This window comes from Cohnella candidum, assembly GCF_003713065.1.
GTDB classification, from domain to species: Bacteria; Bacillota; Bacilli; order Paenibacillales; family Paenibacillaceae; genus Cohnella; species Cohnella candidum.
This window is the reverse complement of the sequence record NZ_CP033433.1, coordinates 2,619,622-2,643,410: the sequence shown is the minus strand read 5'-3', so window position 1 is coordinate 2,643,410 and position 23,789 is coordinate 2,619,622. Positions and strand designations below refer to the sequence as shown.

Sequence of the window (23,789 nt, the reverse complement as noted above, 5' to 3'; positions counted from 1 at the left end):
AACACTGTCATACAAAGGTGAAGACATTCACTTTTAACTACATTGCAGCTTGGTGCTCGAATATTAAACAGGCGGTCATCTTTGCCAAGATGACCGCCTTAATTCTATGAATAAGGTATTTCATTAAACAGAAATTGCAAAAATAAAATTTCAAAGTATTTAAATTGATATTGAATCACAACTGAGGAGGAAAACATATTGGAGCAAGGCGAGAAATAGTCCCGCTTAGTGAATTTGCAAGTGTTTTATTCATCACCCCGCCGCCAGTAACATTATTCGAACTACATCGGATAATTCTACGAAAAAATCTTGTGTTTTAAACGAAGCCATCTCTACTTCCCCACCCCAATAAACTTGCTCACCATCGTATACACCGGCGTCGGGTCGAACTCCGTCAGGCCGTTCACGTCGATGAGCATGAATACAAGCAGAAAAGGCAGCAACCCGATCCCGATCACCGCCAGTACGAAACCCACCGTCAGACAACGCGCGACTCTTCCTAACGTCATCATTAACCCTCACCTCCGCGAGAAATAAAGCGATCGTTCCACCCGGGAACGATCGCCATTTTGTGCCTCAACCGACCGCCTCCCGTTTCCGGAAAAACGTCTTGAGCGCGTTATAGATTTCGTTTTTCTCTTTGATCACGTAGTACAGGAATTGCTGATGCTCCAGATGCTTGTAAGCCGACATGAGCGTGCTGCTGCGGTTGTATTGGTTCACTTCCCCGTATCCGAAAATGTTCGCGCGCGTCAGCATCTCCTTGATGAGCTTCACGCAGCGTTCGTTGTCGCTCGTCAGGTTATCCCCGTCGGAGAAGTGGAACGGGTAGATGTTGTACAGCGACGACGGGTACCGGGAGTCCATGATCTCCAGCGCCTTGACGTAGGCGGACGAGCAGATCGTGCCGCCGCTCTCGCCGCGCGTGAAGAACTCTTCCTCGCTGACCTCTTTGGCCTCGGTATGGTGCGCGATGAATACGATTTCGACTTTCTCGTACTGACGGCGCAGGAACCGGTTCATCCAGAAAAAGAACGAGCGCGCGCAGTACTTTTCGAACGATCCCATGGAACCTGACGTGTCCATCATCGCGAGAATGACGGCATTGTTTTGCGGCTTGACGATCTCTTCCCAAGTCTTGAACCGCAGGTCGTCCGGGGAAATGCCGGCGATTCCGGGATGTCCTTCCCGCGAGTTGCGCCGCAGGTTCTCGAGGATCGTGCGTTTCTTGTCGATGTTGGAGAGGATGCCTTTGCGCCGGACGTCGTTGAAGCGGACGTCGCGCATTTCGATCTGCTCCTTGTCCTTGCGTTTCAGATAGGGCAGCTCCAGCTCCTCGAAAAGCATGGTTTCGAGCTCGGCGATCGAAATTTCCGCTTCGACGACGTCGTCCCCGGGCTGGTCGCCGGCGCCTTCTCCTTTGCCGCTCTTGGAAGCGGGCTCGGTGCCGATGACGTCGCCAACCTGGCTGTCGCCGTCTCCTTGGCCGACGTGCTTTTTCTTGCTGTTATTGAAGACAAACCGGTACTCATCCAGGCTCCGGATCGGGATTTTGATGATCTGGCGTCCGTCGGAGAGGATAATATTCTCTTCGGACAGCAGGTCCGGCAGGTTTTGTTTAAGGGCTTCGCGTACTTTCTGCTGATGGCGCGCCTGATCCTGATATCCCTTGCGGTGCAGGGACCAATCTTCCCGCGACAAGATGAACGAGGGCTGATTCATGGCGGGCCGCCTCCTTGTAAAGTGGATTAGGGTATGTGTATTCAATATATTCCGTGCCGCCGAAAGGATGTGTGTAAATCCGCGGATGCTCGTACCCGAGCCGATGCCGATTTCGACAAAATTGTAAAAAATTCGAGAATTTATGGAGGATCGTCGATTCTGCCGGGCTGGGTCCCGCTCTATATTAAGGGGTAAGCAACCCGGCGGGAGGTCTTGGCGTGATGTTCGGATTAGACAACAAAAGGAATTCGCGAAATCGGTTCATTCCCACACGGTCGATCGGTTTTAAAATCGGGATGATCCTCGTGACCGCGATCGTGGCGTTCGTGGCGGTGACGGGGGTGGTCTCTTATCGCATCGCGAAGCAATCGCTGGAGCGCAGGGTATCGGATGCTTATTTGGAGACGGCCGTCCAAACGAGCCAAAAGCTCGATTTTCTCTATCAGTCCTATGAACAGCTGGTGCTGAAAATGATGGTGGACCGCGAGCTGCAAGACACGATAACCGGCATGATCGAGACGCCTTCGGATTCCCCGGATTACGCGGCATTGGCGGAAACGCTGGACTCGAAGTTGAGCAGTTACATGTATTCCGATCCGTCGATCGCCTCCATCGAGGCGTTCCGGCCTGACGGGACGTATATCCCGGCGAAGTCGGGGTTGTTCCAGAGCGGCAGCTACGGGGAACGCGATTGGTTTAAGAAGATCGTGGAGCAAGACGGAAACTCCGCTTGGCTGGAAGGGAACCTTTCGGAAAATCGCAATACGAATCCAACGATATCGTTGGGGCGTCTCATACGCGGGCAAGGGAAGGCGAAGGGCTATGCGGTTATTTTGATGGACATCGACCTTAAAACCGTCTCGACGCGGCTGAAGGATGTCCAAATGGGAACCGGCACGATTCAAGTCGTCGGAAAGGGCGGGCAGGTCGTCTATGCCCCGGACCGAAAGATGCGCGGGCAGCCTGCCGAGAATGTATCGGCCGAGTCGACGAAGCCTGACAAGGGATCATTCACGGCCGCCGGCGGGGCGTTGAAGGTCGTGTACGCCAAATCGCAGGTTAACGGCTGGCTGACGGTCGGAACGATCCCGGTAGGCGACCTGGTCAAGGATGCCGGCCGGATCTACAAAGCCGTGCTGGTCGTGCTGCTTGCCGCGTTCGCGCTCGCGGTGCTTCTCGGCTGGATGACGGCCCGGATGATCGGGAAGCCGCTGGCAAGATTGCGCAATTTGATGGCCCGAGGCGCCGAAGGCGATTTGCGGGTCCGTTCCAACGCGAAGCCGACCGATGAAATCGGACAGCTCGGCGTCAGCTTCGATATGATGATGGGCCGCATCACCGAGCTGATCGCGAGCGCGGGCAAGTCGGCCGACGAGGTGTTGGCTACCGCCGCCCAATTGGCGCAGGCTTCAGCTGCGACCGAGACGGCGGCCAAGGAGATCGCCGCCGCCACGCTCGACATCGCCAAAGGCGGAGAAGGGCTGGCTGCCGACGCGGAGCGGGGCGCCGAGCTGACCGCCGGCGTCGGCAAACAAGCGGAGACGCTCGTGGCGGTCAGCTCCGACATGGTCGCTTGGGCGGAGGACGTCAACCGCACAAGCTCGACGGGCACGGCATACATGAACGGGGTGATCGAGGGCACGTCGGCCGCCGAAGAGCTCATCCGATCGATGACGGAAAGGGTAGATTCGCTTCGGGTCAGCACCCAATCCATCCATCAGGTACTGGATATGCTGATCCGGATTACGAAGCAAACGAACATCCTGTCGCTGAACGCCACGATTGAAGCGGCTAGAGCCGGCTCGGCCGGCAAAGGATTCGCCGTCGTCGCGGACGAAATCCGGCAACTGGCGGAGCAATCGAAGCAGTCGATCGAGACGGCGGGCGACATCACGCAAGCGATCCAATCGGAAATCGTGCGAACCGTGGAGCTGCTTTCCGAGGTCACGCCGATGCTGCTGGGGCAGATGGATTCAGTGAAGGAGGCGGGCGGCATGTTCCGTCAGGTCGGGGAACGGATGGACGGGTTCCTGGCGAAGCTGGGCGATGTCGACCTTTCGATCCGCGAGCTGCAGTCGTCCCAGGAAGTGCTGAGCGGCGCGATGCTGAGCGTGTCGGCCGTCTCGGAGCAATCGGTGGCGGGATCGGAGCAGGTCGCTTCCTTAAGCGGCGAGCAGCTCCGGATCAGCGAGGGCCTCGTTCGCTTGTCGGACAAGCTGGGGCAGCTGTCAAGCGATCTCCGAAATTCGCTGGAACGGTTTAAGGTCTAAACAACTTCAAACGATAAAACGGCAAAACTCCCTTACGCGCTTGGTTCAAGCGGTAAGGGAGTTTTGTCGTTGTTCGGCCCGCGCCCGTTCCGCCCGATGCTGGAACACCGGAATGGCGAACAGGCAGAGCAGGATGAGGCCGATCAAACCGGCGAACCACCCGCCAGACAATTCCTTCAACGGAAACGTCAGACCGAGAAGTACGCATCTCGTGGCGATGAGGATGCATTCCCGCCAGACAAGGAAAGAAGCTTTCCGCGTCGTACCGCCATCCTCCATGAACCGGAACTGCTGGGCGTTCCACACGGTGCTGAAGAAAAACATCCCGGCGGTCGTCATCACGTTGGATACGATGAAAGCGGCAGGCGAACGAAACAGCACGATGAGAAAACCGACCGCGAGCAGCCAGGTGCCGATCCATAGCCATCGTCCGTCCTGCAGGCGGAGTTTCCGATAAGCGGCCAAGCCTGCGAGCGCGGCAGCAGAGTACAACACGTTCAGGAGGGCGATGAGCAGCTTGTCTTGCGTCACCGAGAACGTGAACAACAGCGTGAACAGATTCTGAAACTGCAGGAACATCCCCGAAAACAACAGGGAGAGCAGGATCCATCCCGAACCCGGCGACCCGAAAGCGGTGCGGAAGCGGAACTTCCCGAACTCCCGCGACTCCTCCGGCGTTTCCGGCGGAGGCATGCGGATCGCGGGCATCGCCGCCGAGAAAGCGAGCGTCAGGACGGCGAACGCCAGCATGACGGCGAACGAGCCGCCGTACCCGAGCCCGTCGATCATGCGGGCCGATGCGATCGGAACGGCGACGGACAGAAGCTGAATGATAATCGAGGCCGTTCCGAAATAAGCGGCGAAGTCTCCGCCTTTGCCGCGAAGCGCGACCCCGATATTTTGCGAGGCTTGCGAGAATCCGAACATGCAGCCGACCGGAAGGCCGAGCAGCAGCAGCCAGACGGTCCGGTTGTCCAATTCCACCCACCCGAGAAAAGCGAAAGCCGCCCCTCCGCTGACGGCGGAAAGGGCGAGCGGCAGGCGGATCGTATGGCGGGCGAGCCATTTGGCCGCGGTGGTGAAAGCCGCGCCCCAAGCCGCGTACATCGAGAGGTTATACAGCGACACTTGCGCGATGCTTTGGCCGTTTTCCCAGATGAACAGGTTCAAGAAAATGCTTACGAAGATCGCCAAAACGGAACAGCAAGCGTTCATGGCCAGCAGCAGCCGGAGAGATTTGGGCATTCGGATCTCCTTACTTCACGGCGCCGGCGGTAATTCCGCTGGCGATTTTGCGTTGGAACACCATGTACACGATAAGCACGGGCACGATGGTGAACAACAGGCCGGCGAACAGCGGTCCCCATTCGGTCCGATACTGCATTTCCTTCTGCATAACCGCGATTTCGACGGGCAGCGTATACTGCCGAGGATCGTTAATGAGGATCGTCCCGACGATGTATTCGTTCCAGATATTCAAAACGTTCACGATCGCGATCGTGATCAAGCCGGGTTGGGACAACGGCAGCATGACGCGGAAGAACGTGCCGAAATGCGACGCGCCGTCGATGACCGAGGCTTCCTCGAGCTCCTTGGGCAGCGATTTGAAAAATCCGACGAGCACGAAAATCCCGAACGCCAGCAAGCTGGAGGCGTACACGAAGATGACGCCGATCGGCTTGTTGATCAGATGCAGGGAGTTCATCAGGAAGAACAGCGGAATGAGGCCCAGGATGAACGGAATCATCATGGACGATACGTAAAGCAAATACAGCACGCCGCTGCCCTTGAACGGGTACCTCGCCAGCACGTACGCCGTCATGGCCGACAGGATCAGGCCGAGCAGCGTGGAGCCGACGGTAATGATGAACGAGTTCACGAAATAGCGGTCGAAATGGTAATGTTTCCAGACGTACGAGAAGTTGTCCCAGATAAGCGGGATTTTCGGCAGGGACCAGGGAGCGCCCAGGAAAAACTGCTCGTTGTTTTTCAAAGCGTCCAGGACCGTCCAGATCAGCGGATAGATGACGGACACGCTCCACAGGAGGAGAATGGCGTAAAACGCGATTTTGACGGCGGGATTGCGGATGCCGGTTTCCATAGGTGATCTCCTCCTTTTAACCGAGTTCGATGGGCTCTTGGCGCATCAACCGCTGCAGGATGACGGTCGTGATCAGCGAGACGACGAGAATGAGCACGCCGATCGCCGCACCGAAGCCGAAATGGAACTGCCGGAACGCCATTTGGTACATGTACGAGCCCATCACCTGCGTGCTGTTGTCGGGACCGCCCTCCGTCATGATCCACACGATGATGAAGGAGCCGTTCAGCGTCGTCATCGTGATATGGATGATCGACACTTTGATCTGTTCCCAGACGAGCGGCAGGGTGAGCGAACGGAACTGCTGCCATTGCCCGGCCCCTTCGAGCTCGGACGCTTCGTACAGCGAGTCCGGGATGTTCTGGATAGAGGCGATGATCAAAATCATGTAGAAGCCGATGCCCGCCCAGATGGCGGGAGGGAGCAGCATCCAGATCGTGTGCGACGTGAAGCCGAGCCAGGCGATGTCCACCTTCTCGCTGGTGAACAGCGAGAGGAACGCGTTCAGGAAGCCGATCTGCGGGTTGTAGATGAAGTTCCACAGCACCCCGATGACGACGACCGAGATGACGTTCGGAATGAAGAAAATCGAACGGAAAAAGCCGGCGAGCTTGAAATTGAACCGCGTAAGCGCGACGGCGAAAAAGGTGGCGAGCACCATGATGCCGATCACTTTGCCGACGACAAGGAAGTAGTCGTTGCCGATCGCCTGCCAGACGATGGGATCCTTGAACATGTCCTTGAAATTCCCCAGCCCGACGAACGTCTTATGGTCGGACATGCCGGACCAATCGAACAGGGAATAGTACAGGCCCTGGAGCATCGGATAAATCGTGAACGCGCAGAAGAAAAGGAAAGTGGGGAGGATGAAAGCGGCGATAAACAGGTTCCGCTGTGTTTTGGCCGACCGGGTATTCATCGTTTATGAACCGCCCCTCAAGGAAATTGGAGAAAGGATGACGGGCGCCGCGAGGCGTCCGCCATCCCTCCTGATGCTAACGCTGAACCGGATTATCTTTATTTCACTTTGGCCGCGACGTCAGTGACGCGTTTGACCCATTCTTCCGGCGTGATTTTGCCGATGGTGAGAGCCAGCGTCGCGTCCATCATCGCTTTGTCGACGTCGGCGTTGTACGTGATCGTGGGGATGACGACGGTGTTCGGATCCGTCAGGAACTTCGCCGCGTCTTTGACGTGGCTCGGCGCGTTCGAAGCGCTGATGTCGCCTTTGATGTTCGAAGGAGCGCCGCTCAACTCCGCCCATTGGGAAGCTTGCGCTTTCGAGAAGATGAACTGCAGGAACGCTTTGGCGGCTTCCTTGTTTTTCGCTTTGGAAGCGATCGCGACGGTTGCGGTAGACGTGTTGGCGACGATTTTGCCGCCGGCGTTTTGGCCGATCGACGGGATGAAGCCGAAGTCGAAGCCGCTCGGGATGTCCTTGCTCATTTCGTTCGGCAGCCAGAGGCCGTTCGGGATGAACGCGTCTTTGTGCTGCAGGAACAGCATTTGCGAATCGGTGTGGTTGATCTGTACCGAAGCTTTGTCGATGAAGCCTTTGTCGCGGATTTGCACGATTTTGTTCAGCGCGGCGAGCACGGCCGGTTTTTGGAACGCTTCGACCTTGTTGGCCGCCATGTCCTGCAGGATGCTCGGATCGTTGTTGTTCTCGGATACGATCGTAGGGAACAGGAACGCGCCATTGATGTAGTACGGGTATTTGCCGGTGTGGATGAACGGATTGATGCCGGCGGCTTTGATTTTGTCGCTGACGTCCAGGAACGCTTGGAAGTCTTGCGGCTCGGTCCAGCCTTTTTCCTTAAACAGCGCTTTGTCCCAGAAAATGCCCCAGGAGTTCAGCACGAGCGGGATGTTGTAGATTTTGCCGTTGTATTGCTGCGGCGGTTGCGCCAGGATGTCCTTGATCGGCGTGCCGTCGATGTTCTTGGCGGAAGCGAACCAATCCGTCAAATCTTCGAGCTGGCCGTCTTCGACCATTTGGCGGTCGTTGAGGCCCGCGCCGTCGATGTAGACGAAATCCGGCGGGTTGCCGCCGATCCAGCGGGGTTTCATTTGTTCATTGATTTGCGGTCCGCCGGATTCGATGACGTTCAGGTCCGGGTTGGCCGCGGCGAAGTCGGCGATGACTTTCTTCCACCACTTGTCGCCGTAACCGCCGACGAAGTATTGGATTTCGAAGTCGCCGGTCAGTTTCGTGCCGGAATCGGCGGGAGCCGATGCGGAAGCGGAAGCCGAAGGCGAAGAGGCCGAGGCGGCCGGCTCGGATGCGGAAGGCGAACTGGACGAAGCGTCGTTGTTCTTGCCTCCGCAAGCGGCGAGCAGCAGCACGATGAGCAGTGCGGCAAGACTGGCTGCAGTGATTTTTCTCTTGTTCTTCATGAAACAAGAAACCCTCCCTTAAGTGAATGTGTCCGCGCCTTCCGGCGCTACATTCATGTTATAGGGAGGGCTGTTTCGTCTCTATCGAATATCTTCCAAGAATTCTTTATTATCTTCTGATTCCCCAAAAAGTGACGATGGCCTTCGATGCGGATTCCGATTCCTTTTTGGGGGCCCCGGTGTGAATTTCTTACTTCGAGCTGCGGTCGACGGCGAACTGCTGAAGCTGGTCGAGCGCGTCCTTCGGAGACAGATTGTCGTACAGCACGGCGTCCCCCATTTTGCGCGCCCGGTCCATGACCGCCTGCCAGGCCGGCTCCTGAACGGGGTAGAATCTCGCTTGGGCCAGCGCATCCATGTTGGCTTTCATGACCGGATCGGCTTCGGACAATTTCTTTCCGACGGGGGTCGTCACCGGGAGAAAGCCTTCTCGTTGGATCATTTCCTGGTAAGTAGAATTGTCATACAGGAAGTCCAGGAACTTCGAGAGCGCCTGCTTATCGGTGTGGTCGGTCTTGAACGACACGAGCACGTCGTGAACGCCGAACGAGATCGGCGAATGCCCGTCCTTCACGGGGATCGGCCCGACGCCCCATTTGAGGCCGGGGAATTCCCTGGGAACGACGGAGGTGAAGTAGTTGCCGGAGATCATCATGCCGAGCATGCCGTCCCCCAAGATCCTCTGCTTCTCGTCGCGCGTCGTCACCGTCGGTTCCGGGTCCGTCAATCCTTCGTCGAACAGCTTTTTCAGGAAAGTGAGTCCCTCGACGTTTTCCGGAGAATCGATCGTCCATTTGCCGTCCTTGATCCATCCCCCGCCGGAGCCGAAGAAGAAGTACGACAAATATGCCTGGATTTCGTTGTCCGTGAGGTCCACGCCGAAGCCGTGCGATCCGGTCGCGGCGATGATTTTCTTCGAGTCCGCTTCAAGCTCGCTCCATGTCGCCGGAGGTTTCGCGATGCCCGCCTTGCTGAAAAGATCCTTGTTGTAATACAGGCTGCGGACCGAAGCCACGTACGGAATGGCGTGCTGAACCCCGCCGATCCGGTCCATTTCCAACAAATTCGGATAGAGTTTGCTTTTCAACTGCGGGGACAAAATTTCGTTGAAATCGTTGAGCAGTCCGTCTTTGGCGAAATGGGCGTACACGTTCGTGTTGAGCAGGTCCGGCGGCTGGTTTTTGCTGATCATGCTCGTGTAGATGCCGTCGAGGATATCCCAGTTGGCGACCTGGAGCTCGACGTCGATCAGCGGGTTTTTCAGTTCGAATTCCTTGACGAGCTGTTCCAGAACCGGTTTCGTTTCCGTGCTGTATTCCGAAGCGACGAACCGGATCAAAGCCCGTTTTTCGGGTTTGGACAAAACGGGCTCCGGTTTGACGGCTGAGCAGGCGGCCAGAGAGAGTGCCGTCAGCGCGGACAATGCTGCGAGCCAAGGCCGGAAGGCCATGGAAAAACCTCCTTTGCGCGTGACCTCATTGGTTTTCGATGAACGGGAAGAGCAGCTTCTGGATTTCCGGCGTGTACATGTTCGCGCTCGATACGACCGTTGAGTCGATGAATGTGCTGGACACCGATTTGCCGTCCAACAGGTCGAGAGCGGCTTTGACGCCGAGATACCCCATGTTAAAAGGCTTCTGCACGACGGTCGCGTTCAGCACGCCTTCCTCCAGCAGCTGAATTTCGCCGATGGTGCTGTCGAATCCGATGAGCCGCACCTTAGAGCCGCTGGCGGTCTCCTTGATCGCTTTGGCCGCGCCGAGCGTCGTCGCCGGGGTAAGCGCCACGATGACGTTGAAGTCCGGCTTGTTGTCGCGCAAGAGCGACATCGCCACATCGTAGGCGCGATCCTCGGAATCCCCGGCATAATAAGTGCCGTAGACGCTGCCGGGAAAGTCTCCCAAGGTGTCGAGAACTCCCTCCCGGCGCTGCTCCGAAACGAGGGAGTATTTGAAGTCGGTCAGAATCGCCGCCACGGGGTGCGAGCCGGTTTCCTGTACCGCCGTCCGCCCGGCCAGCTTGCCGGCTTCGCGATGGTCGTCGCCGACGAAGACCGGCTTCGGATCGACGTCCAGCGGCGTATCGATGACGACGAGCCGGATGCCGGCGTCCCGGATGCGCTGCATCATCTCGGGCATGCGTTCATGGGCGTAGGGAGCGACGACGATCGCCTGCGGTTTCCGTTCGATCGCTTCTTCGAGCGCCTTGATCTGCGCTTCCGCATCGTTCTCCTGGAGCGGCCCGGCCATGTCGATGACCGCGCCGGCTTGTTTGCCTGCGACCTGGGCGCCTGCGCTGACCGTCTGCCAGAAATCGGAGCGCACGTTAAGGGATTTCAGCACGACGGTGACGGTCTTGCCGTCGGCGCTCGCCGTGGTCAGCGATTTCATCCAATAAGCCGCGTAAAAAACGGCGACAAGCAATAACACGATCATGGCGACGGTAAAACGCTGTTTGCGCATGGGGAACCCTCCGTCACCCGAGCTTCGGAACGGTGATCGTCACGCACGTTCCGTTTTCGGGTTCGCTTCGGATTTTAATGCCGTATTCATGGCCGAAATGCAGCTGGATCCGTTCGTTCACGTTGTGGATGCCGATGCCTTTGCGCCGGGTTCCCTCGTCGTCGGGCATCCAGATGCGGGCGAGCTGTTCCGGCGTCATGCCGAGCCCGTTATCCTCGACCTCGAACACGATGCGGCCTCCGTCTTCCCGTCCGCGGATCGTGACCAGGCCGATCTCGGGCTTGTTGCGGATGCCGTGGTAGATGGCGTTTTCGACGAACGGTTGCAGCAGGATTTTCAGCGTTTTGTAGGACAGGATGGCATCGTCTATGTCGATCCGGTAGTCGAGCTGCTCGTGGTAACGCATTTTCTGGATCAGCAAGTAATTCGCGATGTGCTCGGCCTCCACGCGGATCGGCACCAGCTCTTGGTCCCGGGTAATGCTGGCGCGGAACAGCTTGGCGAGCGCGGACGTCATGAGCACGACTTCCTCGTGCTGCTTCTGCTCAGCCATCCAAACGATGGAATCGAGCGTGTTGTAGAGAAAATGGGGATTGATCTGCGCTTGCAGAAGCTGCAATTCGTTTTTCCTCTTGTTCTCCTGCGTCTGGATGATTTCCTGCATCAGGTCCTTGATCCGCGACACCATCATGTTGAACGTGCGCCCAAGCTGGCCGATCTCGTTCATTTGGCCGATCTCCGTCTGGATGCCGAAGTTGCCTTTCTCGACCATTTTCATGTCGGCCTGCAGCTTCTTGATCGGGCGCGTGAGCCGGTGCGAGAGCAGCAGGGACAGGAGCAGAGACACGGCAAGTCCGACGAGCGAGTAGGCTAAAATGGTGCTGCGGATCGTGCCCGAATTGGCGATGAGCTCGTCCGTGTACGCGACGCCGACGATTTTCCAGCCGAAGTTCGTGTCCTGAACGGAATACATCCGTTTGCCGTCCCTGTCGTTCGCGATGAAGGAGGTGCCGCTCGACGCGGCTACGACTTCGGGAATGCGTTCGCTCAGAAGGTTGCTGTAGATAAGCTGCTGCTGAGGGTGATAGACGATGTTGCCTTCCGAATCCACGATGAAGACGTACCCTTTTTTGCCGAGGTTGATCTGGCTGCAGATGGCGTCGATGACGCTCAGGTTGAGATCGACGAGGAACACGCCTTCGGCGGTGATGCCGTCCGTGCTTTTCAACTCCCGGCTGAGGGAGACGACCCAGCGGTACTCGTTCTGGATGATGTTCTGGACGTGGGGGGCGGAGAGGACGGATTTGCCTCCCGCATCTCGGGCGTTCTTGTACCAGGCTTGCTCTTCGAGCTTGGCGTACGGGTTGAGCGCGGTGATGCGCCGGTCGGATACGAACCGGCCGTTGTAACCGAACACCATGATGGAAGCGATATCCTTGCGGGTATACAAGATGGATTGGAAGAGGTCGGATATGCGCTTTTCGTAAGGACGCCTTTCCTCCGCGCTGATGAAGGTGTTGTCGGAAATGTAGTATTTGACGTCCTTGCTCGTCATGGCCAGCAGCGAAATGTTTTCCATGTTGTCGACGTAAGATTGAATGTTCGTGTTGACCTGCTTGATGATTTCTTCGATGTACCCTTGTGAATTCCGCTGCACGGCGTCCACGGAGAGGCGGTAGCTGAACAGCGTCGTCGCGGCGATGGAAGCCAGGATGAGGCAGGAGAAGGCGAAGGAAATGCTCGACTGGATGCTCTTGAACGGAAACGGCGGGTTTCGGATGAGCTTGGCCATTTCAGGAGCTCTCCTTCGCGTGCTGTTCGCGGTATTCTTTAGGGGTGCGTCCGGTGCGCTTCTTGAACAGGATGCTGAAATAGTTCGGATCCCCGTAGCCGACCTTCTCCGCGATTTCGTAGAATTTGAGGTTCGTGTGTTGAAGCAGCTCCTTGGCTTTGGCGACGCGCACGCCCGTCAAATATTCGATGAACGTTTCCCCGGTATGCTGTTTGAAAACAAGGCTGAAATAGCTGGTGCTCATCAGAACATGGCGGCAGATTTCCTGAAGCGTGATCTTCTCGTTCGCGAAGTGGGTTTCGATGTACTCCACCGCTTTGCGGATCTGGGCGCTCGTCAGATGGCTGCGGTTGTCGGCGATCGCGGACACGACCAACCGGACGGCCTGTTTCAGCCACTCCTCGATTTCGTCCAGCGTTTTGAACCGATAGACGTCCATCATCGTCCGGGGGTCCAGCCTGTCCTCCGGGAGATGGACGGAAAGCTCTTGTACGGTGTTCATAAGCGTCAGGACCGCTTTCTGCACGTGCAGAAAGCAGGATTCGATCGGGACGAGCGAGGCTTTCAGCGTCGCCACGCCCTCTTCGACGATCGCGAGCGCGTCTTGCAGCGATCCGGTTTTGACGGCGGAGGCCAGCTTGCGGTCCCAGTCCGCGATGGGCAGAGGAGAGGGAGCCTTGCCCTCCATGTCGAGTATGCCGAGCACGCGATTCTTGCCGAGCAGGAACCGGTAATCGAGCGCGGCAAGCGCGCTCTTATAGGCGGCGGGAAGCTGTTCCGTGGACAGGCAAGCCCGCCCGACGCCGAACGTGACCGTGAACTTGAGGTATTTCTCGATGTGATGCCGGACTTCCTCCGCGATGCGGAACGCGGTTTCCATCAGGAGGCTTTCGTCCTCTTGGCCGGACAGGATGGTTACCATTCTCTCTTCGCGCGTCCGAAACAGCAGCAGGGATTCGCGCTGCGCGATCTCTTCGAAAATATTGAACGCCGCAAAACGGAGGAACTCCGCATCGTGCTCGTCCCAGTAGCCGGTTTCCGTCTCCCTGTCTCCGAAGTCGTCGATGTCGGCCACCATGATCAAGTAACCGGGTTTGAGCGGCGGGAGGCCGAAGAAGGAGAAGCGCTCTTCGATTTGCGGGCGGCCAAGGCCGAGCGCGACCATTCGCTCGAGGAACCGTTCCTTGAGAAGCGGCAGGCTTTGGTTCAACTGGTGCCGGAGACGGCTGAGATCCTCGTGACGTTGGTTCTCCTCGTCCATCTCGAGCCGGATCTTGTCCAGCAGCTGCCGGATTTCGCGCGCCGTGATCGGCTTCAGGATGAAGTCGGACACCTTCAGCCGGATGGCTTGCTGGGCGTACTCGAACTCGTCGAAGCCGGTCAGGATGATCATTTTCACGTAAGGGTATTGCGACACGACGAGGCCGGCCAGCTCGAGGCCGTCCATGAACGGCATGCTGATGTCGGAGATCACGAGATCCGGCTTATCGCGCTCGATGGCTTCCCAAGCGTCGCGGCCGTTCTCGTAATCGCCGATCAGGCGGAAGCCGTGGGCCTCCCAATCGATCGTGTTTTTCAGGCCGACTCGGACGACGGCCTCGTCGTCGACGATAATCGCTTTGTACATCTTACTCCCCCCTTATTCCGCCGATGCCGCGGCTTGAGCAGGCGCCGATTTCTCTTGTTCGCGTTCCGTCGTCTGTTCGATGAACGGAAGCGCGAGGGCAGGGTCCCACTGCGTGCCGCAGCCATCCTTCAAAATGCCGAGCGCCTGCTCCACGCTCATCCCGCGCCGATAGGGACGGTCGGACGTCATGGCGTCGAAGGCGTCGGCGATGGCGATGATCCGTCCGAGCAGCGGAATGTCCTGGCCGGCCAGCCCGTCGGGATAGCCTTTGCCGTCATAGCGCTCATGATGGGAGCGGACGCCGGGCAGCAGCTCGGCCATCGCGTCGGCCGGCTCGATTTGCTTCAGGATTTTCTCCCCGGTCGCCGGATGCTGCTTGATCATGTCAAACTCTTCGTCCGTCAACCGGCCTTCTTTCAGGAGCACGGAATCGCGGACGCCGATTTTGCCGATGTCGTGAAGCAGCGCGGATTTTTTGACGACCTCCAGCTCTTGGAGGGTCAGGCCGGCGAGCCAGCCGATTTCGACGGAGTATGCGGCGACGCGGACGGAATGGCCTGCCGTATAGGGATCCCGCGCATCCAGCGTGGCGGCCAGCGTCGTAATATAGCTTTGGATGAGCTGGCTGTTCATGCGCTCCCGCGCTTTCAGGCCGTCCAGCATATGATTGAAGCCGCCGACGAGGCGGGAAAATTCGTCCGCATACAGATCGTTGGCGTAACCGTCAAACGAGCCGTCCCGGACCTTGGCCATTTTGTCCTGCAGCTCCCGGATCGGCTGCTCGACGTCGCGGGACAGCAGCCAGGCGCCAACGGCCGCCGCGCCGATGCCGATCGCGAGCAACAGAACCTGCCATTGCCAATATTCCGAGTTGTTCCGGTACACGTCCGAGAACCGGATCTGTCCCGCGAACGTGAACACAAGCAAGGGAAACGCCCCGATCAGGAAGGCGCTCCAGCGGAATTTGCCCCGGATCGAGACGAGCACGCGCCCTCCAAGCGACAGGTCTTCCCCGAACCGGGCAAGGGCTTCTCCGCGCAAGTGGAGAAGCAAAGGACGGATCGCCTGGGACGTCAGGAAAAACTCGGCCATCGCGTGAAGCGCCGCGAGCAGGAACGCCGCGACGGAGGCTACCAGCAGCAAATAGTAAGGAATATTCAGGTAGTCGAGGCGGATGGCCAGGGCGGATAATCCGGCGGCCGGGATCGCCAAACCGAAATAGTGGGGGCCGAGGACACGTCCCACTGCTTTTTTGGGAAGCTGGTGCGTCCGAACGTAAGCGGCCCGCCAGGGAGCGGGTTCGGCCGGCGGCGCGGCGAACAATCGCCGGATCGGGGCAAGATGGCTCCGCAGGACAATCGTTTCGGTACCCAGCATGACCCCGAGAGAGAAGACGAGGATGACGGCGACGGTCCATACTTCCCGCGCGGTCATACTGAGCGTGAAGAACATCAACAAGAAGCCGATACCCAGTACGATGATGATCGATCCCAGCACGTAGTTCCGCTTCAGTTCGCGGACAAGACGAAGGTATGTAGGCAACCTGCCACCTGCTTATGGTTAATTTTGTCGAAACAAGAGTTCCACGCCAAGGTGCCGGAATCCTGCCGTAGCCCTGAAATTTGGCGGTTTGAACAGTTTCTCATATCGTCATTTGAAGACGGCTTGAAATTTCACTATGCTGAAGGTAATGACCGTTGAATTTTGAAAGGGGACTGTTTCATGTCGAATTACGTGAAAATCGGGGCCGTCGCGGCTTTCCTGTCGGTAGCGATCGGCGCTTTCGGCGCGCACGGGCTGGAAGGGCGGATTTCCGCCGACGACCTGGAGGTTTACCACACGGGCGTGCTGTACCAAATGTTCCACTCGCTCGGGATCTTGCTGATCGCGGCTCTATCGGACAAGCTTCACTCCCGCCGTCTGACGCAATGGGCATGCCGGCTGCTTCTCATCGGAATCGTGTTGTTCTCGGGCAGCCTTTACGTGCTTGCGATCAGCGGAGTCAAGGTGCTGGGCGCGATCACGCCGCTCGGAGGCATCGCGTTTTTGGCCGGTTGGATTTGCCTCGCCTTGGCAGCGCGAAAACCGAATACGTGAAATCCCTTACATATTGAAATCGTTTTCGGTATAATGGCAATATCAGACATTGCCCGAGCGGGAGGAAGGACGTCGACATTTGGAAGAATGGTCCGTCTTAGGCCATTGGCCGTTCTGGGCGGCGGCGGTGCCGATCGCAGGCGCCGCGGCGTGGGGATGGGCGGCCGCGCGGTCGAAAAATCGCGAAAATCCCTCCGTTCCCGCCTATCAGTCGGAACTTCTGCACTCCCTGTACAACTACAGTCCGATCGCTTTCGCGGTCATCGACCGCCAAGGCCGTTTTTTGGACATTAACCACGATCCCTACGAACTGTTCGGTTACTCCAAGGAAGATATGGCCGGACAATCGTTCGTCCGCCTGCTCGACGAAGATTCCCACACGCCGACCTTGCAGACGTTCTATCGGACGCTGAACGGCGAGAATTGCTCGCTGGACATCCGCATCCGGCATAAGGACGGGCATCCGATCGACCTCAACATCGCGACTTCTCCGATGATCCGGCGCGGGAAGACCATTGCCATTCTCGTATTCGTCCAGGATATCAGCGAACGGAAGCGGACGCTGGAACGCAACCACTACATGGCCTATTACGACGACATGACGGGTCTGCCCAACCGAAGGCATTTCATGAACGGACTCGAAAGGCGAATCCGGGAGACGGCGGGACAGGAACTCCGGCCGGCGATTTGTTATCTGGACGTGGACGGCTTCAAATTGGTGAACACGTCGTTCGGCCGGGATTTCGGCGATATGCTGCTCCTGCAGGTCGCCGAGCGGCTGACTCGCTGCCTCAGCGTGCACGGCGATTTGGCGCGCATGGAGGGCGACGAGTTCGCCGGCTATCTCGGCGAAGTTTCCGAGCCGGCCGAAGCGGCCCGCAAGGTGGAGCAGATCATGGAAGTGCTGGAGGAGCCGTTTGAGCTCAACGGCGTCCCGATCCATCTTTCCGCCAGCCTGGGCGTGGCGGTTCGGGAACCGGGCGACGACGCGAGTTCGCTGCTGCGCAAGGCGGACGCGGCCCTGCATCGAGCTAAGGAGAACGGGCGCAACGACTACCATATCCATACGCCGGATATGGACCCGGCCGCGCTGGACAAGCTGACGTTCCAGCATGAGATGAGGAAGGCGCTGTCGGCGGAAGAGTTCGTCCTCTTCTATCAGCCCCAGTATGATCTGGCCAGCGGGCAGATCGTGGGCATGGAGGCGCTCCTCCGCTGGAAGCATGCCGAACGGGGTTACATCAGCCCCGGCGAGTTCATTCCCGCGGCGGAGGAGAGCGGCTTCATCGTTCCTCTCGGCGACTGGGTCCTGGAGGAAGCGTGCCGGCAGAACAAACGCTGGCAGGATGCCGGATTGCCGAAAATTCCGGTGTCCGTGAACTTGTCCATGCGGCAGTTCTTCCGGCGCGATTTGACCGCCAAAGTCGAGGAAGTGTTGGCGCAGACGGGGCTCGAGCCCCAGTATCTGGAGCTCGAGATCACGGAAAGCATGACGATGGACGTCGATCGCGCGTCCGATTGCCTGGCGATCTTGAAGAAGCTCGGCGTGCAGGTCAGCATCGATGATTTCGGGACGGGTTACAGTTCCTTTCATTATCTGAAAAACCTGCCGATCGGGAAGCTCAAAATCGACCGCTCGTTCGTCCGCGACATCCAGCAGGATCCCGGGGACGCGGCGATCGTCTCGGCGATCATCGCGATGGCGCACAATCTGCAGCTTCAGGTCATCGCGGAAGGCGTCGAGACCGAAGAGCAGATGCATTTTCTTCGCCGGCACCGCTGCGACGAGATGCAAGGTTACTTCGGCAGCCCGCCGCTGCCTGCAGCCGACATGTTGAAGCTGCTGGAAGACAAGCGCAACCGCTTTGCGCTGTCGGTCACGTCGGAAGCGGCGGCTGCTTCCGAGGAATAAACGGCATACATAACAAAGGCATGAGCCCGGTTCGTACCGGAGCTCATGCCTTTGTTTTTTCATATTGGGCTTCGTCTATACACCGCAGATAAGTAGTGCTCGTTTACTTAAGTCGCTGCAGCCACGACCATCCACTGCAGAAAAGTAGTGCTCGTTTACTTAAGTCGTCAAAGCTTCGACCATTCGCGGTAGATAAGTAGCGCTCGTTTACTTATATCGCAACAGCCTCGACTATCCGCCGAAGATAAGATGTGCTCGTTTACTTAAGTCGCCGCAACCACTATCATCCACTGCAGATTAGTAGCGCTCATTTACTTATATCGCGATAGCATCGAACGTCCACTATGATAAGTAGCGCTCGTTTACTAACAAAAAAACTGCACCACGAGGTGCAGTTCAGTTGGTCAGGTTTTCGTCGTCATTCCAGAAAGTCGTCGATCTCAAACAGCTTGAAGCTGTGGACCTGCTTCTCGTCTACGTGGTAGACGGTCATGAGCTGGTTCGCCGCGTCGAAGCTGATGACCCGGCAGGGGATGCTCAGTTTGACGCCCCGGCCTTTGTTCACGTTCAGCCGGATCAGCTTGTTGTTCTCGATATATTGCCGGATGCGTTTCTCCAAGTCGTCGGGCTGCGGAACCGCCGAAGGAGCCTTCGTTGTCGCGGCCGCATCGACCGAACTCGGCTTGGCTTTGGCGACCGCGTCTTTGGCTTTGGCGACGGCCGCGGCGACTTTCGCTTTGTCGGCTGCTGCGGACGGCGGAGCAGCGGGTTTGGCGTTCGATTTCGCCAGAGCATCCTCGATGACTTGCCCGAGCTGGATGCCGGAGCCGACGCGGAAATCCGCGAAATCGCCTCCGTTCAGCACGTGGAGCAGCCGTTCCAGCGCTTCTCCGTTCGTTGTGGCTTGGACGAGAATGTCCACGGAAAACAGGAAGGAGTTGTTACCGGTTGCAGATTTGTCGTCTTTCATGCGGGTTCCTCCTTCTCCTCGTTCCGTAGTCCCATTTGACTATGCCTTTGTCCCTACTATAACACGGTTGGTTGGCCTAAAAAAGTCCCCGAATGACAAGCGCCCGGAAGAAAAGCGTTCCCGGCGCATATCATGTAGCGCACGATTCGACTTGTGCGAGGAGGTGGATACGCATGGTGCGGATCGAACCGGTGAGCATCGGGGAATGGACGGCCGTGGGGGTCGAAGTGCTGCTGCCCAAAACGACGCTGTTGGCCGTGACCGCCGGCGGCGGTTATATTATGTGCGGAGCGCTGGACGTTCAATTGCTGAACGAGCGGCTGCGGGACCGGAAAGTGATCGCCGGGCGGGCCGTCGGCGTTCGTACGCTCGAACAGCTGCTGGACGCCCCTCTCGAGTCGGTAACGGAAGCGGCGGAAGCGATGGGCATTACCGCCGGCATGCAAGGGCGGGAGGCGGTGCGGATCATGGCCGCGGCCGCCTCGGAAGCTTGACCATCAAGAGGTTTCGAACAGCTTCTTGAGGTTTTCCGCGTATGGAGCGCGTACGATGCCTTTTTCGGTAATGATCGCCGTGACCAGCTCGTTAGGCGTAACGTCGAAGGCCGGGTTATAGACGGCGACTCCTTCCGGCGCGGTACGGCGGCCGAAGCCGATCGTCACTTCGTCCGGATGGCGTTCCTCGATCGGGATGTCGGCGCCGGTAGGCGTCGACAAGTCGATGGTCGACAGCGGACAAGCCACGTAGAAAGGGATATTGTGCGCCTTCGCCAAGACGGCTACGCTGTAGGTCCCGATTTTGTTCGCGACGTCTCCGTTTGCGGCAACTCGGTCCGTTCCCACGATGACCGCTTGGACCCAACCCTTGGACATGACGTGTCCGGCCATGTTGTCGGTGATAAGAGTGACGTCGACGCCGGCCTTGTGCAGCTCGAAAGCGGTCAGGCGTGCGCCCTGAAGCACCGGTCTCGTCTCGTCGGCGTAAACTTTGAGCTGCACGCCTTTTTCGAGAGCGAGATAGAAAGGAGCAAGCGCCGTTCCGTACTTCGAAGTGGCCAAGCCGCCGGCGTTGCAGTGGGTCAGGACGCCCATGCCGTCTTGGAACAAGGTAAGCGCATGCTCGCCGATCAGGCGGTTCGTTTCTTCGTCCTCCGCGTGGATTTGGCGGGCTTCGTCCAGCAACGCGGCGATGCAGGTTTCCGTGTCCAGCCCGGCTTCGGCCAGCGTCTTGGCGCGGCCTTTCATCCGGTCCAGCGCCCAGAACAGGTTAACCGCCGTGGGACGTGAAGTGGCGAGATGCGCCGCGTGGCGGATCGTTTCCTTCGCCAGCTCATCGGGCGTGCCGCGGAATTGCTGGACACCCAGGACGACGCCATACGCGGCGGCGATGCCGATGGCCGGCGCTCCGCGAACTTTGAGCTCGCGAATAGCATCCCAAACGTCTTGCGGCGTCGTTAAGGTAAGATAGACGATTTCCTCCGGCAGCAGCCTTTGGTCCAGCAAGAGGACCGCGCCGTCCGACCAGCGGACGGGCTGCAGCACCTCATGGTTATCGGGGGAATTTACGCTCATGCTGTTTTCCTTCTTTCCGTATCCGCTTCAGCCTTTGGCCGCGAGGGCGGCCGACTCGGCGATGTCGATGAGTTCTTCGATGGAGGCGGCATTGCGGCCGCGTTTGATCAGGAACGTGCCGATCGACAGCGCAAGCTTCTGCGCACGGTGCCGAACCTGCGGGTCCGGGATTCGGTCGATATCGGCGACATGCGAAAGGCCGACGATCCGGCGCACCATTTTGCATCCCGCGAAACCGAACGTATCTTTCAGCAACCGGCTCATGTAATCGTCCATATAGCCTGGAGTGCGGGCGATCCGATCGACGCCGTGCTCCGCCCAAAGCTTGCGGAATTTGCGTTCGAACGAAGGCCAAATTTCCCGAATGGTTTCAAGCAGATAGGATCTGCGCTCGGCGCGCGTCTGCTCGTCGGCCGACCAATGCTCTTGTCCCGCGAAGTTGAGCAGGAGATTGGCGATGACCGCGCCGATGTCGAAGCCCATCGGACCGTAATAAGCGAATTCGGGATCGATCACTTTCGTCGATTCCGGCGTGATGAAGATGCTGCCGGTATGCAAGTCCCCATGCAGCAATGCCTGAGCTTGCGTCAGGAACTTTTCGCGCAGCAGCGCCACTTCCAGGTGAAGGGCCGTGTCGCTCCACAGCGCTTCCGCATCCGGCCTCAGATGCTCGTCGAAGCTGTTGTTCGGGGAATCCGTATAAGGATCGTCGAAAATGAGATCTTCGGTAATTTTGCAAAGCTCCGGGTTGATGAACGATTTGACGAGAAGCTTCTTCTCCTGCTGGTTCATGCCCAAGTCGGACGTGAAGAACAGGGTGCGCGCCAGAAACTCGGAAATGTCCTCCGCGAATTTAGGGTAGACGCCGCCTTCCATCAATCCTTTGCGCATGATGACATGGTCGCTCAGGTCTTCCATGACCGTAAGCGCCATTTCGGAATCGTACCGGTAGACAACCGGGACGAGCCCAGGGGCCAGCTTGGCTTCGATGATGAGGGCTTCGCTTTCGATCCGGGCACGGTCGAGCGTGAGCGGCCACGACTCGCCGACGACTTTCGCGTAGGGCAGCGCCTGCTTCAGGATCACGCTGGCTCCCGTCTCCGGCTGGCTGACGTGGAATACGAGGTTCAAGTTTCCGTCGCCGATCTCGCGGCATACGACTTCTTTGCCGGGTTGAAGCACATTCGGAAGGGATTTCGCGATTTCGATCGCTTCCGCTTCCGTAAGAGGATGATAGTTGCTCATGAGAACTTCCGCCTTTCGCCGGGCAACCGGCCATAGTTCCTGCGATATGGACACACCTTTCGCTAGTATAATGCAAATCCCGGCAGGTTAAAAGGCATGCAGGATGAGCGAGAAGGCAACCTATGAAAAAGACGCCCGAATGGGCGTCGATAAGGGCTGGAATCGAGTTTTCGGTTAAACGGGCGAAAACGTCCGGAGGGACGATTCGCGAACGACGAGCCGATGCGGAATGAGCTGCCGCTGCTGGACGGGGTCCTGCTGGATCGTGCTGATCAGCATTTGGGACGCCGTATAGCCGAGCTGGTAAGTGCCGATGTCCACGCTCGTGATCGGCGGCATCGTGAGCTCGGAGAGCGCGATGTTGTTGAAGCTGACGATCGCCACGTCTTCGGGGATGCGGTACCCGAGCTCCGTCAGCCCTTTAAGGACGCCGAAAGCGACGAAATCGTCGATGACCACGAGGGCGGTCGGGGGTTCCGGCTGGTTCATGATCGAAGCCATCGCCCGGTATCCGCTCTCCAGCAGGAATTCTCCTTCGACGACCCATCCTTGCTTGAACGGCAGCCCGGCTTCGGTCAGCGCCTTGGTGTAACCGGCCAGCCGATCCTGCGTCATCGCGAGGTGGGCGGGACCGCTGACGAACCCGATCCGCCGCTGGCCTTGCGAGATTAAATGCTTGGTTGCGTCGTAAGCCGCCTGCACATTGTCGTTGTCGACGGAAGGGACGTCATCGTAGTCGAGGCTTCTCCCGACGAGAAGAAAGGGCACGTCTTCTTTGCGCAGCAGGGAGATGACGGGATCGGACGCGCGCGAATACAGAAGAAGCAAACCGTCGATCCGGCCGCCTCTCACGAGCCGGGTAACCGTTTCAAGTTCTTCCCGCTCGTTATTGCCGCCAGCCATCAGCAAGTCGTACCCCGCTCGGGTTAATTGCGCCATGACGCCCCGCATGAATTCGTAGAAGAAGAAGTTGAGAAGAAGTTCTTCGGCCGGGCGGGGCAGAATGACGCCGATCGTGCGCGAGGTTCTGGAGACGAGGCTTTTGGCCATCATGTTCGGGTGATAGCCCAGCTCATCCATGACTTCTTTCACGCGCCTGGACGTTTTCGCGCTGATCCGCGGGTGCTCGGCGATCACGCGGGATACCGTCGAGGGGGAAACCCCGGCTTTTTTAGCCACATCTTTGATGGTTATCGCCATGGTTCAACTCTTCCTTTTTTGGGTACGTGTTGGCAATTTTATCGTATCCGATCCTACATAAGTTGTAAATCTAATGCCAAAGAATGCGATAAGATGGCATGATTGTGCCACATGTAGCACAGTTGAACAAGTTTTAAATTCGTTTGAATGAGGTAGAAAATGAGAGGAATCTCGAGATAAGTAGGCGCTGTGCTCCATATTTAAGTTGTGCAAACGTTTTACTCACCGCCTAAAAATCGTATGATGAGTATGTTCTCAAAAGCGCTTTCAAGCGGATGCAGAGACGCCGAAATTCGCTGAAATCCGGGAAAACGACGGTAAACCGCAGATTTTTGTGCCATTTTGTACAAACGTTTGCACAAACCTAGTCGGTTTTCGGAACGGCGGCGATAGGATGTTCGGAAGCCCGCGGGAACGCGTTTC

The 23,789-nt window shown here is 57.9% G+C and carries 19 protein-coding genes; 4 read left to right on the top strand and 15 right to left on the bottom strand.

What is annotated here, in order from left to right; all coding sequences use genetic code 11:
- Window positions 1-332: 332 nt before the first annotated feature.
- Window positions 333-512, bottom strand: coding sequence for a hypothetical protein (locus EAV92_RS12420; RefSeq protein ID WP_123041383.1), 180 nt, complete (start codon window positions 510-512; stop codon window positions 333-335).
- Between the two features lie 64 nt (window positions 513-576).
- Entirely contained in the window at window positions 577-1,722 is a 1,146-nt protein-coding gene (yhbH, locus tag EAV92_RS12415; protein WP_123041382.1) for a sporulation protein YhbH, read from the bottom strand.
- Between the two features lie 221 nt (window positions 1,723-1,943).
- On the opposite strand from yhbH, the gene EAV92_RS12410 reads away from it, so the two are divergent.
- Window positions 1,944-3,992, top strand: coding sequence for a methyl-accepting chemotaxis protein (locus EAV92_RS12410; RefSeq protein WP_123041381.1), 2,049 nt, complete (start codon window positions 1,944-1,946; stop codon window positions 3,990-3,992).
- A gap of 45 nt (window positions 3,993-4,037) precedes the next feature.
- On the opposite strand, the gene EAV92_RS12405 is transcribed toward EAV92_RS12410, so the two are convergent.
- From EAV92_RS12405 to EAV92_RS12365, 9 genes are all read right to left on the bottom strand, one after another.
- Window positions 4,038-5,237, bottom strand: a complete 1,200-nt coding sequence (locus EAV92_RS12405; RefSeq protein ID WP_123041380.1) for an MFS transporter — start codon at window positions 5,235-5,237, stop codon at window positions 4,038-4,040.
- A gap of 10 nt (window positions 5,238-5,247) precedes the next feature.
- On the bottom strand, window positions 5,248-6,093 hold the full coding sequence (locus tag EAV92_RS12400) for a carbohydrate ABC transporter permease (RefSeq protein WP_123041379.1): 846 nt from the start codon (window positions 6,091-6,093) through the stop codon (window positions 5,248-5,250).
- Window positions 6,094-6,109: 16 nt separating this feature from the next.
- Entirely contained in the window at window positions 6,110-7,012 is a 903-nt protein-coding gene (locus EAV92_RS12395) for a carbohydrate ABC transporter permease (RefSeq protein ID WP_123041378.1), read from the bottom strand.
- Window positions 7,013-7,110: 98 nt separating this feature from the next.
- The gene (locus EAV92_RS12390; protein WP_123041377.1) at window positions 7,111-8,490 is read right to left on the bottom strand and encodes an ABC transporter substrate-binding protein; all 1,380 of its coding nucleotides are present in this window, start codon (window positions 8,488-8,490) and stop codon (window positions 7,111-7,113) included.
- 190 nt (window positions 8,491-8,680) lie between these two features.
- On the bottom strand, window positions 8,681-9,940 hold the full coding sequence (locus EAV92_RS12385; protein ID WP_123041376.1) for an extracellular solute-binding protein: 1,260 nt from the start codon (window positions 9,938-9,940) through the stop codon (window positions 8,681-8,683).
- A gap of 25 nt (window positions 9,941-9,965) precedes the next feature.
- Window positions 9,966-10,952 (bottom strand): substrate-binding domain-containing protein, encoded by a 987-nt coding sequence (locus tag EAV92_RS12380; RefSeq protein WP_123041375.1) that lies wholly within the window; start codon window positions 10,950-10,952, stop codon window positions 9,966-9,968.
- A gap of 13 nt (window positions 10,953-10,965) precedes the next feature.
- Complete coding sequence (locus EAV92_RS12375; protein ID WP_123041374.1) at window positions 10,966-12,744, bottom strand: cache domain-containing sensor histidine kinase; 1,779 nt, start codon at window positions 12,742-12,744, stop codon at window positions 10,966-10,968.
- Between the two features lies 1 nt (window position 12,745).
- Complete coding sequence (locus EAV92_RS12370; protein ID WP_123041373.1) at window positions 12,746-14,371, bottom strand: response regulator transcription factor; 1,626 nt, start codon at window positions 14,369-14,371, stop codon at window positions 12,746-12,748.
- Between the two features lie 12 nt (window positions 14,372-14,383).
- Window positions 14,384-15,913, bottom strand: a complete 1,530-nt coding sequence (locus tag EAV92_RS12365) for an HD domain-containing phosphohydrolase (RefSeq protein WP_123041372.1) — start codon at window positions 15,911-15,913, stop codon at window positions 14,384-14,386.
- Between the two features lie 180 nt (window positions 15,914-16,093).
- Here EAV92_RS12365 and EAV92_RS12360 point away from each other — a divergent pair, with 180 nt between their 5' ends.
- Both EAV92_RS12360 and EAV92_RS12355 read left to right on the top strand, forming a co-directional pair.
- Window positions 16,094-16,468, top strand: coding sequence for a DUF423 domain-containing protein (locus EAV92_RS12360; protein WP_123041371.1), 375 nt, complete (start codon window positions 16,094-16,096; stop codon window positions 16,466-16,468).
- 79 nt (window positions 16,469-16,547) lie between these two features.
- Window positions 16,548-18,380 carry a putative bifunctional diguanylate cyclase/phosphodiesterase gene (locus EAV92_RS12355; RefSeq protein ID WP_241158514.1) on the top strand — a complete coding sequence of 611 codons (1,833 nt, stop codon included), beginning with the start codon at window positions 16,548-16,550 and terminating at the stop codon, window positions 18,378-18,380.
- A gap of 418 nt (window positions 18,381-18,798) precedes the next feature.
- Here EAV92_RS12355 and EAV92_RS12350 read toward each other — a convergent pair whose 3' ends face one another.
- Window positions 18,799-19,350, bottom strand: a complete 552-nt coding sequence (locus EAV92_RS12350; RefSeq protein ID WP_123041370.1) for a hypothetical protein — start codon at window positions 19,348-19,350, stop codon at window positions 18,799-18,801.
- Window positions 19,351-19,523: 173 nt separating this feature from the next.
- Here EAV92_RS12350 and EAV92_RS12345 point away from each other — a divergent pair, with 173 nt between their 5' ends.
- Window positions 19,524-19,844 carry a YunC family protein gene (locus EAV92_RS12345; protein WP_123041369.1) on the top strand — a complete coding sequence of 107 codons (321 nt, stop codon included), beginning with the start codon at window positions 19,524-19,526 and terminating at the stop codon, window positions 19,842-19,844.
- Between the two features lie 3 nt (window positions 19,845-19,847).
- Here EAV92_RS12345 and mtnA read toward each other — a convergent pair whose 3' ends face one another.
- The 3 genes from mtnA to EAV92_RS12330 form a co-directional block, all read right to left on the bottom strand.
- Entirely contained in the window at window positions 19,848-20,921 is a 1,074-nt protein-coding gene (mtnA, locus tag EAV92_RS12340; protein ID WP_123041368.1) for an S-methyl-5-thioribose-1-phosphate isomerase, read from the bottom strand.
- A 27-nt stretch (window positions 20,922-20,948) separates the two neighbouring features.
- On the bottom strand, window positions 20,949-22,166 hold the full coding sequence (gene mtnK / locus EAV92_RS12335; RefSeq protein WP_123041367.1) for an S-methyl-5-thioribose kinase: 1,218 nt from the start codon (window positions 22,164-22,166) through the stop codon (window positions 20,949-20,951).
- 174 nt (window positions 22,167-22,340) lie between these two features.
- Complete coding sequence (locus EAV92_RS12330; protein ID WP_123041366.1) at window positions 22,341-23,366, bottom strand: LacI family DNA-binding transcriptional regulator; 1,026 nt, start codon at window positions 23,364-23,366, stop codon at window positions 22,341-22,343.
- Window positions 23,367-23,789: the final 423 nt, after the last annotated feature.

Coding starts and splice junctions, on each gene's coding strand:
- EAV92_RS12420 (WP_123041383.1), bottom strand. CDS start 512: ATGATGACGTTAGGAAGAGTCGCGCGTTGTCTGACGGTGGGTTTCGTA.
- yhbH (WP_123041382.1), bottom strand. CDS start 1,722: ATGAATCAGCCCTCGTTCATCTTGTCGCGGGAAGATTGGTCCCTGCAC.
- EAV92_RS12410 (WP_123041381.1), top strand. CDS start 1,944: ATGTTCGGATTAGACAACAAAAGGAATTCGCGAAATCGGTTCATTCCC.
- EAV92_RS12405 (WP_123041380.1), bottom strand. CDS start 5,237: ATGCCCAAATCTCTCCGGCTGCTGCTGGCCATGAACGCTTGCTGTTCC.
- EAV92_RS12400 (WP_123041379.1), bottom strand. CDS start 6,093: ATGGAAACCGGCATCCGCAATCCCGCCGTCAAAATCGCGTTTTACGCC.
- EAV92_RS12395 (WP_123041378.1), bottom strand. CDS start 7,012: ATGAATACCCGGTCGGCCAAAACACAGCGGAACCTGTTTATCGCCGCT.
- EAV92_RS12390 (WP_123041377.1), bottom strand. CDS start 8,490: ATGAAGAACAAGAGAAAAATCACTGCAGCCAGTCTTGCCGCACTGCTC.
- EAV92_RS12385 (WP_123041376.1), bottom strand. CDS start 9,940: ATGGCCTTCCGGCCTTGGCTCGCAGCATTGTCCGCGCTGACGGCACTC.
- EAV92_RS12380 (WP_123041375.1), bottom strand. CDS start 10,952: ATGCGCAAACAGCGTTTTACCGTCGCCATGATCGTGTTATTGCTTGTC.
- EAV92_RS12375 (WP_123041374.1), bottom strand. CDS start 12,744: ATGGCCAAGCTCATCCGAAACCCGCCGTTTCCGTTCAAGAGCATCCAG.
- EAV92_RS12370 (WP_123041373.1), bottom strand. CDS start 14,371: ATGTACAAAGCGATTATCGTCGACGACGAGGCCGTCGTCCGAGTCGGC.
- EAV92_RS12360 (WP_123041371.1), top strand. CDS start 16,094: ATGTCGAATTACGTGAAAATCGGGGCCGTCGCGGCTTTCCTGTCGGTA.
- EAV92_RS12350 (WP_123041370.1), bottom strand. CDS start 19,350: ATGAAAGACGACAAATCTGCAACCGGTAACAACTCCTTCCTGTTTTCC.
- EAV92_RS12345 (WP_123041369.1), top strand. CDS start 19,524: ATGGTGCGGATCGAACCGGTGAGCATCGGGGAATGGACGGCCGTGGGG.
- mtnA (WP_123041368.1), bottom strand. CDS start 20,921: ATGAGCGTAAATTCCCCCGATAACCATGAGGTGCTGCAGCCCGTCCGC.
- mtnK (WP_123041367.1), bottom strand. CDS start 22,166: ATGAGCAACTATCATCCTCTTACGGAAGCGGAAGCGATCGAAATCGCG.
- EAV92_RS12330 (WP_123041366.1), bottom strand. CDS start 23,366: ATGGCGATAACCATCAAAGATGTGGCTAAAAAAGCCGGGGTTTCCCCC.